The organism is Neobacillus sp. WH10, assembly GCF_030123405.1.
Taxonomy (GTDB): Bacteria; Bacillota; Bacilli; order Bacillales; family Cytobacillaceae; genus Neobacillus.
Genome location: NZ_CP126110.1, coordinates 2,462,823 through 2,480,442, shown reverse-complemented (window position 1 = coordinate 2,480,442; position 17,620 = coordinate 2,462,823). Strand labels below are relative to the sequence as shown.

The following is a 17,620-nucleotide window of genomic DNA, read 5'->3' as shown; positions in this document are numbered from 1 at the left end:
GGGGGAACATGAATGAGTCGGATGTCAAAACAAGAAAAGAGCTGGGTGCTTTATGATTGGGCAAACTCTGCCTATTCCATCCTAATCACCACAGCCGTATTTCCGCTCTATTTTAAGGCGGCTGCAAATGAGGCGGGACTTGCCGCTTCTACTTCCACAGCATACTGGGGCTATGCCAATTCGTTTGCAACACTGCTAATTTCGCTTTGTGCCCCTATTTTGGGGAGCATAGCAGATTTTAAAGGCTTCAAAAAACGATTTTTCACCTTTTTCTTTGCACTTGGAATTATTTTTACCTTATTACTCGCAGTGGTACCAGGTGATCAATGGCTCATTCTATTAATCTGTTATATGGTTACCGTCATTGGGTTTGGTGGAACGAACATTTTCTACGACGCTTTCCTTGTCGATGTGACGACGGAAGAACGGATGAATCAGATTTCATCAAAGGGGTTTGCGATGGGCTACATTGGAAGTACGATTCCGTTCATTATTGGTATTGCCCTTATTATTTTATCGCAGCAAAGCATAATTCCTATATCCGTTACTGTCGCGAGTCAAGCCGCATTCGCAATTACTGCCTTATGGTGGGGATTGTTTACGATTCCGATGCTAAAAAATGTCAACCAGGTTTATTATAAAGAACGTGTACCAAACCCTATTTCAAATGGTTTTAAACAGCTTTTTGAAACAATTAAGAAAATTAAGCTTTACCGCCCTTTATTTCTATTTTTATTAGCTTATTTCTTTTACATTGATGGAGTTAACACAATCATTACAATGTCAACGGCATACGGATCGGATTTAGGAATCTCATCTACAAACCTCTTAATTATTTTATTTGCTACACAAGTAGTGGCTGCGCCATTTGCGATTTTATATGGAAAGCTTGCCGATAAATTTAGAGGCAAAACAATGCTGCTGGTAGGAATTTTTATTTATATCGTCATATGTGCGTATGCGTATTTTTTAAAAACTACTTTAGATTTCTGGATTCTCGCTATGCTTGTTGCATCCTCCCAAGGTGGGATTCAGGCATTAAGCCGTTCCTATTTTGCTAAACTAGTTCCAAAAGAGAGTGCCAATGAGTTCTTTGGATTCTACAGTATCTTTTATAAATTTGCTGCCATCTTAGGGCCGTTTTTAGTCGGCTTAACCGCCCAGTTAACCGGCAACACCAATAGCGGCGTATTCAGCCTAATTATTTTGTTTATCATCGGCGGCTCAATTCTCCTCCGTGTACCGGAAGCAAGTAATATTTCAAAAACAAATTCTTTAACACAATAAACGAAAAGGGAGCTTACCATCAGGTGAGCTCTCTCATTTCTATTTTACATCGTATCCTTGGTCATCAATCGTTTCTTTAATTGTGTTAAGGGAAACAACATTTGCATCAAATTCGACATCCACTTGGCCTTTATCAAGCATTACAGAAACCTTTTTAACACCTTGAAGCTTTCCAACGCTGCCTTCAACCGCTTTAACACAATGTCCGCACGACATTCCACTAACATTTAAAGTAACATGTTCCATATTTCATTCCTCCATTATTTTTTCATTAATTTTTGGATGGTGACAAGAACCTCATCCAAGACCTCAAAATCTCCTTCTTGGATTCTCTCGACAACGCAGCTCTTCATATGGCCTTCTAGTAAAATTTTGGCAACGCTATTTAATGCCGATTGGGTGGCGGAAATTTGATTTATGACATCATCACAGTACGTATCTTTTTCAATTAACCCTTTAATGCCGCGTATTTGACCTTCAATCCGGTTAAGTCTTGTAACCAGATTATTTTTCACTTTATCCGAATGGTGACTCTTTCGCTGGCTTCCCACATGTGTACAGCAGGAATCTTCAATAATTTCTTCGTCATTCAGGTGGTCCAAAGACATTCAGCCTCCTTTTTTGTCCCTATTATATCATACCCCCGTATCGTAATACGATGGACATATTTCAATATCTTTACTTCACTTCAATCACATAAGAAAATACTCTTACTTTTCCATTCTGTTTAAATTCAGCCCAAATCTTATATTTTCCTGCTTGATCAAATTTCGTTTCAAAAATAGGTTCCTCTTCATTGACGGGGTGAACATGCAGGTATTGGTCAGCTTCTTCATTCAATATAACAACATGACCGGCTGCCCCCAAATATGGCTCTAGTGTTGTTTTATCCAATTTAAAGTTGAGCGTAATCGATTCTCCAGCTTTAAATGAACTGACATCCATCTCTACCGTTTTTCCATCAATTGTTTTAACGAAGGTTTCATCCGCTTTAAGATTAGCATTGCTATGGGATTCCTGCTGCCCTCCAACATTGAAGGCCAGTGGTTTTACCTCATAATTTAGTTTCAGTGGTTTGATATCGATAAAAGCCTTGTAAACCCCATTCTTTAATTCATGAGAAATTTCAAACTTGCCTGCTCCCACTCTTACAGGATGGAGATGATAATATTGATCTAGATGTTCATTTACCACGATTAGATGCAGAAGTTTCTCATGGTTTACCTTAAGCTCATCAACGGGTTTACCGTTAATGTCGTTGAGATTGATTGTGATTTTTCCATCATTATAAACGAAATCAGCTTTCACATCTCCAGATTTTTTATCACCTCCTTCGTGTCCATTACCATCACTCACTTCATCATGACCTGAAACTTTTCCCGAGGTCTCATGACTGCTATCTTCCCCATGCTTCACTGCCTTATTGAAAAAACTATCATAAGCTGCGTAACTGCCAATCACAACAAGTAAATACACAACAGCGGCTATCGCCCACTTTTTCATTAACATCGCTCCTTTTTGAAGATAATAACTTGCTAGCTCCAGCACCCTCGCTATCTCCCCTACGATAAGTCAATATCAGATCGCAATCAATCTTAGTGTTGTCAGCTTCAGAGCCTGGGAGTTTCACTTTCCTGTTTTCCTGTATCTCAGTCGAAAGGCTCCAGTCCATATGCGCGAACTGGGTAATTCCCTTGACTAGTTCAATTTAACTCGTTGCAATCTAAGTGCATTCAATACAACTGAAACTGAACTAAATGCCATCGCAGCACCGGCAAGCCATGGTGCGAGTAAACCAATAGCAGCCACTGGGATACCGAGTGTGTTATAGCCAAACGCCCAGAATAAATTTTGTTTGATATTGCGAATCGTCTTCTTACTCATGACGATCGCATCTGCAATACTTGTTAAGTCGCCCCTCATTAACGTAATGTCGGCTGCTTCCATGGCAACATCCGTTCCAGTACCAATTGCCATACCGATATCAGCAATCGCAAGGGCCGGAGCGTCATTGATCCCATCACCAACCATGGCTACCCGCTTCCCTTGGAGCTGTAATTTTTTTACCTCGTCGGCTTTCCCTTCTGGTAATACCTCCGCGATCACGGCGTCAACACCTACCTCGTTTGCAATTGCATTTGCAGTCCGGACGTTATCACCCGTCATCATAATCACTTCAAGCCCCATATCCTTTAATTTTTTTATTGCTGCTTTTGACGTTTCTTTTACTGTATCAGCTACAGCAACGATTCCAGCAAAAGTACCATCTATTGCAACAAGCATCGCTGTTTTTCCATTTTCCTCGAGTGCTTCCATTTTCATACCGGCTGCTTTAAAGGCAATGTCATATTTATTCAGCAATTTACGGGTTCCGATTAATAAGACCCTGTCATTAACTACCGCTTTAATTCCATATCCAGGAATGGCCTCAAACTCCTTTACTTCTAAGAAATCAATCCCTTTTTCCTTAATGCCACTTACTATTGCCTCAGCCAATGGATGCTCAGATTGTTTTTCTGCAGATCCAACTAATTGTAAAAATAGTTGTTCAGAAAAATCTCCATCAACAATTACATCGGTTAACACAGGTTTTCCATTTGTCACTGTACCAGTTTTATCTAAAACAATCGTTGTGATCCTATGTGTCATTTCCAAATGCTCCCCGCCTTTAAATAAAACACCCACTTCTGCTGCACGGCCAGAGCCTGCCATAATGGATGTCGGAGTTGCCAGACCTAATGCACAAGGACAAGCGATGACCAGAACAGCAATCATTTTTTCCAGCGCTTCGGCGAAGTTTCCTGGACTTACCCAAATAAACCAAACTAAGAACGTTACCGCCGCAATTCCAACGACAATCGGCACGAAAATTCCAGAGATTTGATCAGCTAACCGTTGGATCGGTGCTTTTGAGCCTTGAGCTTCTTCCACTACTTTAATAATTTGTGCTAAGGCTGTATCTTTGCCGACTTTAGTAGCTTTTATTTTTAAGAATCCATTTTTGTTGATCGTTGCACCAATTATCGTATCACCGACGGTTTTATCAACCGGAACACTTTCTCCTGTCAGCATCGATTCATCGAGAGCCGAGCGTCCCTCGATAATTTCCCCATCGACAGGAACCTTTTCACCAGGCTTAACAAAAATAATATCGCCAACCACGACTTCCTCTAAAGATACCTCAACTTCTTTTCCCTCTCTTAAAACTGTTGCCGTTTTTGCTTGAAGACCCATCAATTTCTTAATCGCTTCTGAAGAACGGCCTTTTGCACGAGCTTCAAACAATTTCCCTAAAATAATCAGCGTGATTAACACCGCACTCGTTTCAAAATAAAGTTCAACCATGTGCTGCCCTGAACGGATTGAAACGATAGACAAGTATAGACTGTAGAAATATGCAGCGGATGTTCCCAGTGCCACTAAGACATCCATGTTGGCACTGCCATTTCTAAGTGCCTTATATGCACCTACATAAAACTGCTTTCCAACAATGAACTGAACGGGTGTTGCTAGTGCTAATTGTACCCACGGGTTCATCAGCATGTCAGGAAGATAAATAAACGATGTAAACTCAAAGTGACTGACCATTGCCCATAATAGTGGAAATGCTAAGATCAATGAAAAGATAAACTTTCCTTTCTGCTTTTCGATTTCCCTTTCACGATGGTCCGTACTGTCTCCTGCTTTGTCCTGCATTACCTTTGCCTCATAGCCAATTTGCTCTACTTTTTTTACGATTTCTTGGATGTTTATTTGTGAAGGATTAAATTCCACCCCTGCTGTTTCAAGCGCTAAATTTACAGCAGCTTTATTTACTCCTTCAAGTTTGTTCAATCCTTTTTCAATTCGCACCGCACATGCCGCACACGTCATGCCAATGATGTCAAATTCCACTTTTTCTGATAAAACCCCATATCCAAGATCATCAATCTTCTTGATGAAATTATTTACATTTGTTTCCGCTGGATCATATTTGATTGTCGCCTTTTCAAGTGCTAAATTCACTGACGCTTCTTGAACCCCTTCTTGCTTTTTTAATCCTTTTTCAATACGGATCGCACAGGCAGCACACGTCATTCCTGTAATCGGTAATTGTACCTCTTTTATGTGAGAACTCATTTTCCCTTCCTCCATTCTATTCGACCTTCCATGTGATTCCTTGATTTGGTATTTATTTTATATTTTTATACTATACCCCCCTATCCTATAATGTCAACAAAAAATAAAAAAATATTAGCCCATTTTTTAAACTCGCCGATTGGCGAGCCATTAAAGGTGAATACAGAGGCGTAGTTTTACTTATGTCTAGCATAACTTTACTTTTTTATAGGCCTAAAAAACCCATCACGATCTTAAAACGTGATGGGTCTGCTGTTTACTCCATATTCATGATGTCTTTTGTTGGATATTTCGAATGACATCACCACGACTGATGACACCTACCACATGATTTCGATTTCCTATTTTTTAATAATAGCGTCCAAAAATCCAAGGTTTAAATTATATTTATTAAATATGACCTCTTCCTTTTCATCATCAGCTTGTTTAATCTCAGATATTTCTTTGTTAAGACGCTCCATTTTCCGATCCAACTGGGCTGCTATGGTTGCTGCATCTTTTAATTCCTCAATCATATGGCTTGGAACTTCCTTGTTATATTTGTAATAAATCTTGTGTTCTAAGCTTGCCCAAAAATCCATGGCAATCGTCCGAATTTGAACTTCGACATTCGTTAATTCCTCGCGATCGGACATGAAAATCGGAATTTCTAATATTAAATGGAGACTTTGATAGCCATTCGGCTTTGGATTTTTTATATAATCCTTACAATCGACAACCCGAACGTCTTTTTGATTACTAATCATCTTAGCTAACTCGTAAATATCTGAAATAAATGAACATGTAATTCGAATCCCTGCGATATCCCTAATATTTTCTTTGATTGAAGGGATAGAAACTTCATATCCTTTCCGATACACTTTCTTGAAAATACTTTCCGGTGATTTTAATCGTGATTTTACATGCTCTATTGGATTATAGTCATGAACATAATTGAATTCCTCTTTTAAGATATTAATTTTCGTACTCATTTCGTCTATTGCAAACTTATAGGCCATCATAAACCTTGTTAATTCAACTTTAAGTGATTTAAGTTCTTTCATGTCAATAACTGCTCCGGTTTCCAAGTCTTAACTTCCTCTCTAGTTGTTATATTTCCCACATTATTCCATTTAATCTATTTCTCTATTCTGTAAATCTTCAATTGCTTCAGGAGGAAAAACCATTCGGCAAATCACCTTTGCCATTTCCTGATAATCTACTCTTTTTCCACATTGGCTCTCTAATTCCTGGCCATTCTCCACTAAAACCATGACTGCCCATGAGACTGTATCTAAATCCAAATCCGACCAGGTTAATCCATTTTCACTCGCTTGTTTTAAACCGAAATGAATCCTAGCATGGAGTTTCTTCCGTGCCGCCCCCAACACCTCTGCTAGCTCTGGGTCTTTGGACAACAACTCAGGAAGTACACGTTTAAGTCCTACCTCATTAAGCCGTTCATAATGTGCTTCTAATAGCACAGCCAATACCGCTTCTGGGTCACGCGAAATCCAGCTTGGTTCTGGTGGTAGAAACTTCTCTAATTTATCTTCTAATAGCGACATTAACAGCTGCCGTTTATCTGAAAAATACCGATAAAAGGTTCCGGTTGCTACACCGGCATGGGCGGCAATTTCCTTTGCTGTTGTCAGCTCGTACCCTTTAGAATTAAATAAGGCATACCCGCTTTCAATCAGGGCATTTCTTTTTTGCTGCGCGCGTTCCTGTTTCGGGACAAACGGAAATTCACCAACAAGCTTATCTTCACGGTCTGGCATTTGATATCACCTCAGTGCTATCATAACACGATTTTCAAATTTGAACCATAGTTCACTTTTCATTTGACAGGTTACCAAAAACATGCAATACTTGAACTACGGTTCATGTTATAATCATTTTATTGTTTAACACCCCTTACAAAATAAATGAGTGTAACATGACCTATTTTTTCTTCAATTTTTCCATAAATTATGACCTGATAAGCAGGAATTTATTATTTTTTTGCGAATAATTTAAAGTATCTTTATCCTATTAAATATTTTTATCTTATAATTGTTTAACCACAATTGGAAGGTGTTGATTAATTTGGCCAATCAATCTGAATCGAAGAAAATCTCTGTTAATTCCACAATTTCTTTAAAGGGAATTGTGAAAGCCATTTTCAACGATACCGTTCATGTCCAAATAGGAGGAAAAATTATTCCTATTCCTGCTTCTGATTTCTTGATTGAAAAACCATCGAAATAATTATTTATATGTTCGTTTTGCAGAAGAGCCTATCACATTTGTGATGGGCTCTTTCTATTTTTTAGTAATAACTTAGATCGCCATTATGATCTCACTTCTTTTTTTCTAGTATAACAATCACATGTGACAATATGGTCATTCACCATACCTGTTGCCTGCATGAACGCGTAACAAATCGTCGAGCCGACAAATTTAAAACCGCGTTTCTTTAGATCCTTGCTTAGTTTATCACTAATTTCAGTTGTTGCCGGGACATCTTTCATTTCTTTGAAATGATTTTGGATTGGTTTCCCGTCGACAAATGACCAAATATAGTTATGGAAGGAACCGAATTCCTCAACTACCTTTAAATATGCCTTGGCATTCGTAATGACAGCATTAATTTTTAGCTTATTTCTGACAATTCCTTCATTATGTAAAAGTTCTGCGAGTTTTTCCTCATCATAGCGTACAATTTTTTCAGCTTCAAATTGATCAAATGCTTTGCGGTAATTCTCACGTTTTTTTAAGATAGTATACCAGCTCAGGCCGGCTTGAGCCCCTTCGAGATTTAAATACTCAAACAGCAAGCGGTCATCATAAACAGGTACACCCCACTCATGGTCATGATAATCGATATATAATGGGTCCTGATTCACCCATCCGCATCTATTCATTTTTTTTGACCTCCCTTCAAGTGCTAACTTCAATTAATTATTACACATTATTTCAAAAAAAGAACCTTCCAAATAAAACAAAACAGGAAGGTGTATTATTTCAACTATGTTTCTTTTATTATTACCTGTAATGCACTTCCGTCTGCCATACAGCTTGGAACACAGATTCCACAGCCAGTGCAGTGCTGCTTTGAAATGACGGGAACCCCGTTATCAATCCTTAGGGCACCATCAACGGGACATGCGCGTACACAGTAATCGCACATGACTTGTTGAAACCCAAGACATCTGTTCTTATGCACCTTTATATAACCAAGAAAGGGTTGTTTTTTATAAGCATCCAGGTTTAAAGCATTATCCCTGCAAACCTCGATACACTTTTGGCAAAAAGTGCATGGCGACTCATTCGGGTCTAAAACTGGTGTATTAACTAGCTTTGCACCACTCGATAAAGGAAACAATCGGATGCTCTGCTCGGGACAGATTTCTCCGCACTTCCCACATCTTGTGCATGTTGTAAGAAATTCTAACTCACTAATAGAACCTGGCGGACGAAAAAAATCCCGTTCAACATCCATTTGTGGTGCAAGAAAATTCCCCAAAAAGCCAATTGTCGATTCCCAATTTAAGTTGATAAATTCTCGTCTATTTAATCTCTCGGTCATTGACCACCAGCTGCCTCTTGATAATAGGGTTCATCTTCGAAGTTTGTATATACTAGACAAATAGTCAGAACACCATCAATATTTTTAAATTTTTCAGCAGTTCGATAGCTTTGATCCACGGTATCAGTCTCTATCGTCAGGATTACCTTTTTATCCTCATGAATATCATGGATTTCTACACCATTTAATAAAGCCAGTTTTTCTGCGGCACCCCTTGCTTTCCCAGGGATTGTTTCAATGTAAATTCCCGAAATTACCATCTTGGCTTCCCCTCCTGTGAAAAAAGGGGCCACAGCCCCATCCGTCATCTTATTTATTAAAAGCAGTTTTTGTTTTTGTCTCGTTTTGCTGGGCATGACATTGGATACAATTATCCCTAAAAACCTTTCCTTTTGTATCATTATCATAGAAGTGGCCAGCTGTTGGTGTTGGTGCCCCTGTGTCCGGCTTTCCATGACAGGCGAGACAGCTATCTTGATGGAGCTTAGGATTCCAACGATCCACGTGGGTCGCTGGCTGCAGCGGCGGTGCATTTAATAGACCCATAGTTTCGGCATCAGGTCTTCCTTTTTCGGTCAATTGCACAAGCACCGGCTTGGACTTTACCGTACTTGCTGTTTCGGTTGATCCTAAATCCCACTGCAGCTTGGTCGCGCCAATTGCAGCCGCCAGAACGATGATAAAAGCAAAGATATAAAGAATTCCTTTTTCCTTCATGATCATCCCACCCCCATTAAGCCTTTACAATTTTAACTGCACATTTTTTAAAATCTGTCTGCTTGGAAATTGGACAATAGCAATCCAAGGTTACGAGATTAATCAGTGTTTCTTCGGCGAAGAATGGTACATAAATAAGTCCCTTAGGCGGGTTCCCGCGCCCGGTTGTCGTTGCCTTTACTTTTACTTCACCGCGGCGTGAGATCACTTTTACCATATCACCTGTTTTAAGGCCCATTTCCTTAGCATCATCAGGGTGGATTTCACAAAGTGCTTCCGGGAATGCCTTATGAAGTTCCGGAACCCTTCTCGTCATCGTCCCGCTGTGCCAATGTTCTAATACCCGACCTGTACACAGCCAGAATGGATATTCCTGATCCGGTACTTCCGCTGCTTCCTCAAAAGGCCGGAATAGAATCGCTGGTTTATGATCAGCAGATTTATAGAAATCTAAGTCTTTGTATTTGCCTTTATGTCCGAATTCCTCTACACCGTACTGGTCAAATCCATCCTCTTGCTTACCATAGGAATAGCGCCAACTTGTTTCTAGCCATTTGCCATTCACTTTTCGAACAGGCCAACAAATTCCATGCTGCTTCAAATATTCATCATAAGGTGCCATTTGTTTTGCTTTCATTTTCAATTTAGCACCCAGCTCTTGGGCAGCTTTGTTTGGATGTTCATGCGGATTTGTGAATAGGCGGTATTCCTCCCATAGAAGGCGATTCACTTCGTGTTGATCTTCAAGGAGATCATTTTTCTTTTTATCCCATACCATTCCAAAAAGAACATCAAACGCCGGTTGATCGTTAATCATTTTTCCATCCAATACCCGCTTTGCCACCTGTACAATCGCCCATAAATCCCACTTTGCTTCACCTGGCGGCTCAACGCATTTTTCAAATATCGATGTCCGGCGCTCGGCATTTCCAAATTGCCCCTCACGTTCAACCCACATCGCCGCTGGAAAAACAACATCCGCCATTTCCGTTGAGCGGGTTGGGTAAACATCGGAAACGACAATAAACCCATCGATGACACCTTTACCGTCCGCATCATGCCCGCGGTATCTATTTAGTTTCGGATTTGTTTGCCCCCAGTTATTAGACATGCTCCATAAAAATTTTACTTTGCCATTTCCTAATTCACGGAACATTTTGACCGTATGCATACCTGGGTTTTCGATAGGATCAAGGTAACCTTCCGGAAGGTTCCAAATCAATTCTGAATAGCGGCGATGCTCTGGATTCTTAACGACCATATCCGATGGCAGTCGATGCGAGAAAACCCCTACTTCCCGAGCCGTACCACAGGCACTTGGCTGCCCTGTTAAGGAGAATGGACCGCTTCCAGGTTTGGCGATTTTTCCTGATAGAAGATGAATGTTATAAATGAGATTGTTCATCCAAGTGCCTCTCGTATGCTGGTTGACCCCCATTGTCCATAGTGAGACAATCTTTTTATTTGGGTCGGCGAAATCTTTTGCAAGTGCCTCTATATCTTGTGCCGGTACACCAGACATTTGCGCTGCTTTTTCAATCGTATATTCCGAAACCCTTGTCTTAAATTCATCAAAGGTGATGACCCAATCTTGATCAGCTGCTTTTCCAACATCTGTTGCTTCATAATTATCATCAAAGGTGTGGCCGATGTTTTCAGTTCCCGCCTTGAACTGCGAATGTTCATTGACAAATTGTTGATCATACAAGTTATTTTGGATGAGATAATTGGCAATGGCATTGGCAATCGCTAAATCTGTTTGCGGCCTGAATACCATGACCACATCGGCAAGCTCTGATGTCCGTGAGTGTCTTGTGGTTATGTCATAATGCTTGACGCCACTTTCCTTCAGTTTGCGGGCAGTGAGGCGCGAGTATAGAACCGGATGCATTTCCGCCATGTTAGCTCCCCATGTGACATACACATCTGTTTCGTCCAAATCGCGATAAGAGCCCATTGGTTCATCTGATTGAAAGGTCGTCATAAATCCAGCTACAGCACTTGCCATACAGTGTCGGGCATTCGGGTCGATATTATTGCTTAACAGACCTGCTTTCCACAACTTAACTGATGCGTACCCTTCCATAATCGATTGTTGTCCCGATCCATAAAAAGCAACAGATTTAGGGTCAGCATCATATGCTTCCTTCAATTTTTTCGCAACTAAGTCTAATGCTTCCTCCCACGTGGCTTCTCTAAAACCTTCCATTGTACCTTTTTTGGTCTTATCTGCACGGATAAGCGGCTTTGTTAAACGATCTTTACCAAAGAGGATTTTTCCTACATAATACCCTTTAATACAGTTAAGCCCTTTGTTCGAACGGTTATCCGGATCACCTTTTGTAGCAATTATCTTGCCATCCTTTACACCCACTAAAATACCGCACCCGGTACCACAAAAGCGACATACTGTAGTCTTCCATTCATCTGGTTCAACACTTGCTGCCTGTGCCCTGTTTAGTTCAGAGCTTTTGTCTTTTTTACTGCACCCCGCGGCTGCAAGCGTCATCGATACAGCTGTCGCTTTTATTAGTGATCTCCTTGTTAGTTCCAAGCCCATCTTCCTCCCTTATAAATCAGCTTTAAGGTGAAAATCTATAGCTTAATAGTAAGGGAATTAGGAAATTTTTAGGTTGAGTTCACTGATCGTTTACAAAAAATTCACACATTTACAGCCCGTTATGTCACAATTCCGACAATCCTATATTGCTAGTATTTTTACTGTTTTAACATTAACAAACTAGGTGTAATTCTCTACTTGATTAGTTGAAAATACATTATACTTTTTATTTTACAAGTTGCATCTTTCCGTCTTTTATTCCCAAAATCTCATCGGCGTAGCTCGCTACTGATTTTGAGTGAGTAACAATGATGACGCATTTATCTTCTTGATGAGCCAGATTAGTGAATATATTCATAATGCCATTCTCAGTCTTTGAATCTAAGTTTCCTGTTGGTTCGTCAGCAATCACAATATCTGGAGTATGTGATAATGCTCTCGCGATGCCAACACGCTGTTGTTCACCACCGGAAAGCTTTAAGACCTTTCGATTTGCCGTGTCACGGTTAATCCCTACATTTTCCAGCAACTGATATACATACTCTTTTTTATCTCTAACTGCAACACCACTAATATTCATAGACAACATAACGTTGTCAACCGCAGTAACATTGATTAACAAATTGTATCCTTGGAATACAACTCCGATACTTTTCGCACGATAGTTGTCTCGATCAATCTTTTTCAAATTTTGTCCATTGTAAACTATTTCGCCTTCAGTACATATATCTAATCCAGCAAGGAGAGAAAGTAGTGTCGTCTTCCCTGAACCTGATTTTCCAACGATTGCATAGATTTTTCCCTTTTCAAAAGTTGCGTTAATATCCTTTAATACTGTATTTTTTGCACCTTCATAACGATAGTGTACATCTTTTACGTGTAATAAACTCATCCCTTGCACCACCTTTAGTTTCTATTTGATAAAATCTTTATTGGTTCAAATCTTGATATATAGTAAACACTCACTGAACTTGAAATGCCAGCTAAAATTAGAGCAACAATAATGATTTGCCAAATTGTCTCACTATTTATTTTTGTATTGATTGAATCTATTGTTTTTGTACTTGAGTTTTGGTCTTGATTTTGACCATTACTTACAATAACCATGCCATTCATAGAGTTTGTTTGATTTGCTGAGTCCTGTTCCTTAATGGCTTCATTTTGACTCTTAAGCATAGAGTTAGAAATAGGTTGCGCAACAACTCCACTAACAGGGATAGCGATAGCTAAACATAGCGCTGTAATGACTATCACTTCTGTAAGGAATCCTATAGCAACTTTTCCTTTCTTCATTCCCATTGCTCTTAAAACCCCTACTTCGTATTTTCGCTCTCTCATTGCGATAACCGAAAGCAATACGAGGATGATTGACCCTAATATAAGAACAATGATCAAAAAGGTATTTGCAAAACTTTTCATTCCTTCAACTGGTTTAACAATTTTATTATAACTGTCGATATCAGCGGTTATATTGAACTTGTCAGATGTTACACCATATGAAGCGATTTCTCTTTTGAAATCATCCATAACACTTGGACTTGTCAAAACATAATTTAAAGTCATTTCGATAGGCATGTGCTTTCCGTATGCTTTCATTACCGTATCAAAACTTGTAATAATATCATTTCTATTATTAAGCATAGGATCTTTAAATGGAAAATCTTCAGGATAAGCAGGTTTTGCATCTGCGTAAATCCCAGTTACTGTTAAGTCGTACTTAATTTGTTGGTCGTCTGGAACATCGCCAAGAAAAACGGACTCTAAGGATATTTTGCTCCCTACAGTAAGGTGATTCAGTTTGGCAAATTCTTGACTCACGATAGCCCCATTTAATTTATCGTCGTATTCTCCATCAATAATTTGACGTTGCCCTGATTGAAATTCAGGCAATTTTTTAAGACTTGAAACTCCAAATACTTTCATTTTCGGAATAAATCTTGGATCAGCAGCCTTACCATCACTGCTCATTACGATGCCAGCATCGCTTTGATCAGCGTCTTGATCAACAGCTTTTAAGGATTTACTTACTGCAGGATCAGTTACTTCACCCGAAACTTCTTTCATATATTTTGACTTTGCAATCTTTATTTGTTGTTCGGACGTCAGCGTAGGAGGGACTTTTCCTGTTTTCATTCCAATATTAAAATTTGGTGAAATGTGGACTACTGAACCGAAACGGTTCTTGTAGTCATTGATAACTCCATTACTAGTGTTTTTGATTACTAACGCGGTACATGATGCCACTATAATAATGAAAATAATCGTTGCGATGAGAATATTACGGTCTTTGTTCCTACCTATATTCTTAAGTGAATTTTGAAAGATGTACATATTTCGTCTCCTTTTTATAGTTTAGTCAGACAGGAGCAAAAAACTTATGTACGAATACGGTCTAGCTCCCATCTATAAAAACAACGGGTACTAACAAAATTAGTCACTACGCGTTGAACTAATGAAATTTTATCGGGTTAACCTTTAATATACCTTTAATCTGCCTACATACTATTTAATAAAAAATTAGACACCATTGACAAAGCTGCCTAAAGTTCGAACTCACCTACTGGTGAATCACTTGCTGTTGTTTCACTTAAATTTGCAATTTCTGAATATCTTTTTTTATTAAAGGTTCATTATAGATTTCGTAGTTAAGATATAGCCAAAGGATTGAAACATACTCAAATTTAGGAGGAAAATATCATGCAAAATTTAAACCTTGAAAACAATAATGAGCAACTTACACTGTTTGTAGAGCAAGAAACACAAAACAAAGGCAGAATTAAGCCTACGCTAAATTCAAGAAAGAAGCGTATGATCCCAACTTCAACAATCTTCTTAGCATTAGTTGGTTTAGTGTCTGGAGGAGTATATGCAGCGAATTTTATCAGTTCTAAACTGTCACCGAAATTACTAGTAGAACAAAACTCAGACGGATCATTCCGTTATTCACAAGATAACGAGAAAACATGGGAAAGCGGTCTCTCTAGTGATGCAAAAATGACAAAAAATCCTGATGGTAGTGAATCGTTTTCAATACAAGACCCAAGCTTTTCGGATTCTGATATGCAAAATAGTCCAGGCTTTATGATAAAGACTGGTCCAGATGGCAAGGATCAATATTCTACTGACGGAGGAAAAACTTGGTCATCAGAGCATCAAGTGGTGTTCAAATTGTAGAGCTACCTCCAACTAATTAGTTAAATAAAACCACTTTATGAGTTAAATTAATATGTATATACTAAAGTAAACGTAGCATCTTCAACTAATGAGCCTTCATTCATCGGTTGAAGATTGCTTTATATTTAGAAAATCCCAAGATTGTTTTAAAAAAGAGGTGAATTTGTTATGAGACTACTAATCGTCGACGATGAATTATTCATAGCAGAAGCGGTTGCTCATGTGTTAAAAAAGCATAACTACAGTGTAGATATCGCTAAAGATGGTGAGGAAGGACTCGACTGTGGTCTATCAGATATTTACGACATCATCATTTTGGATATCATGTTACCAAAAATAGATGGGATAGAAGTCCTCAAAGAGCTAAGACAAAGCGGCATTCAAACACCTGTTATTTTATTAACCGCAAAAGGGGACATTGATGACAAAGTCCGTGGCTTAGATTGCGGTGCAGATGATTACTTAGCTAAACCTTTCAACACGGATGAACTTCTTGCAAGATTAAGAGCACTTGGACGTAGGAAAACGGAACTGATTCAAGATGGTATTTTAACTTTTGAGGACTTGGAATTTCATAGCAATCTTCTATTACTACGAAGTAAAGAACAGGAAACAAAATTGACTTTGAAAGAGTCACAATTACTAGAACTACTTTTCTATCGTAAAAATACGGTTTCTTCCAAAGAAGTAATTATCGAAAAGTTATGGGGATATGATTCAGATGCTGATTACAGCCATGTAGAAGTACAAATTTCTTTTTTGAGAAAAAAACTCAAACAACTACCAACAGAAGTTTCAATTGAAAACATTCGCGGAGCAGGTTATCGTTTAAAATTTGGAAAGGTGAAACGTTGATGTTTAAAAAGCTGCGTAATAAATTTCTTGTGATTAATATGGTGATTACGTCTTTACTTATGCTAACAGCTTTCTCAACGATATATTGGTTAACCTATAACAACATTCAAACAGAAAACCGAAGTAGAATGTCCACCCTGTTATCGAATCAATCGTTTATGTCGACGGCAAGTGCTGGTTCAAGTTTCATCGTTCAAGACAAGTTAGAAGTCAAAGACCAAACTTCTGGTTTTGATCAAATTGCACCCAATACTCTGCCTTTTCAGTTTTCAGAGCTGTCCCCCTCTAGTATTGAAAACATCGGTTTATTCAAGGTTGAGGTAGATTCAAAAGGTAACATTATAGAGAACTATTCTATCTCGGATTCGTTGAAGCAATTTTATCAAAAGGCTGCAAGCATTGCTTTGAAGAATAAAAATGAGGATACAATCGAGTTAAATGGAAAACAATGGATGTTTGCATTCGAAGACTTTGATGTGCGAGTATCATATCAAAACCAACCTTCAGATTTAGTACTGGGAAATACAAGTCGAATCTACTTTATAGACATTAGTGATTCCCATAAAACATTAGTGAACCTCCTTTCCACTTTAATTATAATTTCGATAATTATGTTAGTTATTATTTTTTTTATAAGTCGTTTCTATGCAAATCGTGCCATTCAACCAATTGCAGATGCATGGATTAGACAGAAACAATTCATTGCTGATGCATCACATGAGTTAAAAACACCTTTGATGATTATCAATGCAAACTACGATGTATTACAGGCCAATGCAGATGAAACTATCCAGAGTCAGCAAAAATGGCTCGGCTATATTAAAGCTGGATCAGATCGAATGGCATCTCTAGTAAATGACATGCTAACATTAACCAAAATGGAAGAAGCTCATTTCTCTATTCATAAAAGTTCATTCAACATGAGCCAGGCAATTGAAAGTGTAGTCGGTACCATGTATATCCCTCTAAAAGAGAAGGATATAATATTCTCAAAAAAAATTGAACCAAACGTTTTCATCGAAAGTGATAAGGAAAAAATAAAGCAACTTGCAACAATTCTATTGGATAATGCTATTAAATACACCGAAGATTCTGGACAAATTGAGGTTGCCCTTTCTCAAACAAAACATGAAATTACATTCTTAATAAAAAACAGTGGGAAGGGTATACCGTCAGAACATCTTCCAAAAGTTTTCGATCGTTTCTATCGGGCCGATTCTTCACGAGCACAAACGACGGAAGGACATGGACTTGGTTTGTCAATTGCAAAATCTATTGCAGATTTATTAGAAGGAAAAATTGAAGCACACAGCATCGAGAACGAAACAACTACTTTTACGTTTGTTTTAGAACGATAG

Annotated in this window: 18 protein-coding genes; 5 read left to right on the top strand and 13 right to left on the bottom strand. The window is 38.6% G+C overall.

The window, feature by feature from the left end:
- Window positions 1-12: 12 nt before the first annotated feature.
- Window positions 13-1,287 carry an MFS transporter gene (locus QNH20_RS11745; RefSeq protein ID WP_283923064.1) on the top strand — a complete coding sequence of 425 codons (1,275 nt, stop codon included), beginning with the start codon at window positions 13-15 and terminating at the stop codon, window positions 1,285-1,287.
- A 39-nt stretch (window positions 1,288-1,326) separates the two neighbouring features.
- Here QNH20_RS11745 and copZ read toward each other — a convergent pair whose 3' ends face one another.
- From copZ to QNH20_RS11715, 6 genes are all read right to left on the bottom strand, one after another.
- Window positions 1,327-1,533, bottom strand: a complete 207-nt coding sequence (gene copZ / locus QNH20_RS11740) for a copper chaperone CopZ (protein ID WP_283923063.1) — start codon at window positions 1,531-1,533, stop codon at window positions 1,327-1,329.
- 14 nt (window positions 1,534-1,547) lie between these two features.
- On the bottom strand, window positions 1,548-1,895 hold the full coding sequence (locus tag QNH20_RS11735; protein ID WP_283923062.1) for a metal-sensitive transcriptional regulator: 348 nt from the start codon (window positions 1,893-1,895) through the stop codon (window positions 1,548-1,550).
- A gap of 70 nt (window positions 1,896-1,965) precedes the next feature.
- Window positions 1,966-2,835, bottom strand: coding sequence for a DUF8832 domain-containing protein (locus tag QNH20_RS11730; protein WP_283923061.1), 870 nt, complete (start codon window positions 2,833-2,835; stop codon window positions 1,966-1,968).
- Between the two features lie 150 nt (window positions 2,836-2,985).
- Window positions 2,986-5,406 carry a heavy metal translocating P-type ATPase gene (locus QNH20_RS11725; RefSeq protein ID WP_283923060.1) on the bottom strand — a complete coding sequence of 807 codons (2,421 nt, stop codon included), beginning with the start codon at window positions 5,404-5,406 and terminating at the stop codon, window positions 2,986-2,988.
- A 341-nt stretch (window positions 5,407-5,747) separates the two neighbouring features.
- Complete coding sequence (locus tag QNH20_RS11720; protein ID WP_481858071.1) at window positions 5,748-6,473, bottom strand: GTP pyrophosphokinase; 726 nt, start codon at window positions 6,471-6,473, stop codon at window positions 5,748-5,750.
- A gap of 45 nt (window positions 6,474-6,518) precedes the next feature.
- Complete coding sequence (locus tag QNH20_RS11715; protein ID WP_283923059.1) at window positions 6,519-7,166, bottom strand: TetR/AcrR family transcriptional regulator; 648 nt, start codon at window positions 7,164-7,166, stop codon at window positions 6,519-6,521.
- Window positions 7,167-7,473: 307 nt separating this feature from the next.
- On the opposite strand from QNH20_RS11715, the gene QNH20_RS11710 reads away from it, so the two are divergent.
- A complete protein-coding gene (locus tag QNH20_RS11710; protein WP_283923058.1) occupies window positions 7,474-7,635 on the top strand; it encodes a hypothetical protein in 162 nt (53 codons plus the stop codon).
- An 83-nt stretch (window positions 7,636-7,718) separates the two neighbouring features.
- Here QNH20_RS11710 and QNH20_RS11705 read toward each other — a convergent pair whose 3' ends face one another.
- From QNH20_RS11705 to QNH20_RS11675, 7 genes are all read right to left on the bottom strand, one after another.
- Window positions 7,719-8,291: a DNA-3-methyladenine glycosylase I gene (locus QNH20_RS11705; protein ID WP_283923057.1), complete on the bottom strand. Its 573-nt coding sequence runs from the start codon at window positions 8,289-8,291 to the stop codon at window positions 7,719-7,721.
- Window positions 8,292-8,395: 104 nt separating this feature from the next.
- Complete coding sequence (locus QNH20_RS11700) at window positions 8,396-8,956, bottom strand: 4Fe-4S dicluster domain-containing protein (protein WP_283923056.1); 561 nt, start codon at window positions 8,954-8,956, stop codon at window positions 8,396-8,398.
- Window positions 8,953-9,216, bottom strand: a complete 264-nt coding sequence (locus QNH20_RS11695) for a chaperone NapD (RefSeq protein WP_283923055.1) — start codon at window positions 9,214-9,216, stop codon at window positions 8,953-8,955. Before QNH20_RS11695 ends, QNH20_RS11700 begins: the two co-directional genes overlap by 4 nt.
- A 49-nt stretch (window positions 9,217-9,265) precedes the next feature.
- Window positions 9,266-9,673 carry a nitrate reductase cytochrome c-type subunit gene (locus tag QNH20_RS11690; RefSeq protein ID WP_283923054.1) on the bottom strand — a complete coding sequence of 136 codons (408 nt, stop codon included), beginning with the start codon at window positions 9,671-9,673 and terminating at the stop codon, window positions 9,266-9,268.
- 16 nt (window positions 9,674-9,689) lie between these two features.
- The gene (gene napA, locus QNH20_RS11685; protein ID WP_283923053.1) at window positions 9,690-12,233 is read right to left on the bottom strand and encodes a nitrate reductase catalytic subunit NapA; all 2,544 of its coding nucleotides are present in this window, start codon (window positions 12,231-12,233) and stop codon (window positions 9,690-9,692) included.
- Between the two features lie 226 nt (window positions 12,234-12,459).
- Window positions 12,460-13,125, bottom strand: a complete 666-nt coding sequence (locus tag QNH20_RS11680; RefSeq protein WP_283923052.1) for an ABC transporter ATP-binding protein — start codon at window positions 13,123-13,125, stop codon at window positions 12,460-12,462.
- A gap of 14 nt (window positions 13,126-13,139) precedes the next feature.
- The gene (locus QNH20_RS11675) at window positions 13,140-14,564 is read right to left on the bottom strand and encodes an ABC transporter permease (RefSeq protein WP_283923051.1); all 1,425 of its coding nucleotides are present in this window, start codon (window positions 14,562-14,564) and stop codon (window positions 13,140-13,142) included.
- A gap of 366 nt (window positions 14,565-14,930) precedes the next feature.
- Here QNH20_RS11675 and QNH20_RS11670 point away from each other — a divergent pair, with 366 nt between their 5' ends.
- The 3 genes from QNH20_RS11670 (at window position 14,931) to QNH20_RS11660 (ending at window position 17,620) form a co-directional block, all read left to right on the top strand.
- Window positions 14,931-15,407, top strand: a complete 477-nt coding sequence (locus tag QNH20_RS11670; RefSeq protein ID WP_283923050.1) for a hypothetical protein — start codon at window positions 14,931-14,933, stop codon at window positions 15,405-15,407.
- A 168-nt stretch (window positions 15,408-15,575) separates the two neighbouring features.
- Window positions 15,576-16,262, top strand: a complete 687-nt coding sequence (locus tag QNH20_RS11665) for a response regulator transcription factor (RefSeq protein ID WP_283923049.1) — start codon at window positions 15,576-15,578, stop codon at window positions 16,260-16,262.
- Window positions 16,262-17,620, top strand: a complete 1,359-nt coding sequence (locus QNH20_RS11660) for a sensor histidine kinase (protein WP_283923048.1) — start codon at window positions 16,262-16,264, stop codon at window positions 17,618-17,620. The genes QNH20_RS11665 and QNH20_RS11660 overlap by 1 nt, the downstream gene beginning before the upstream one ends.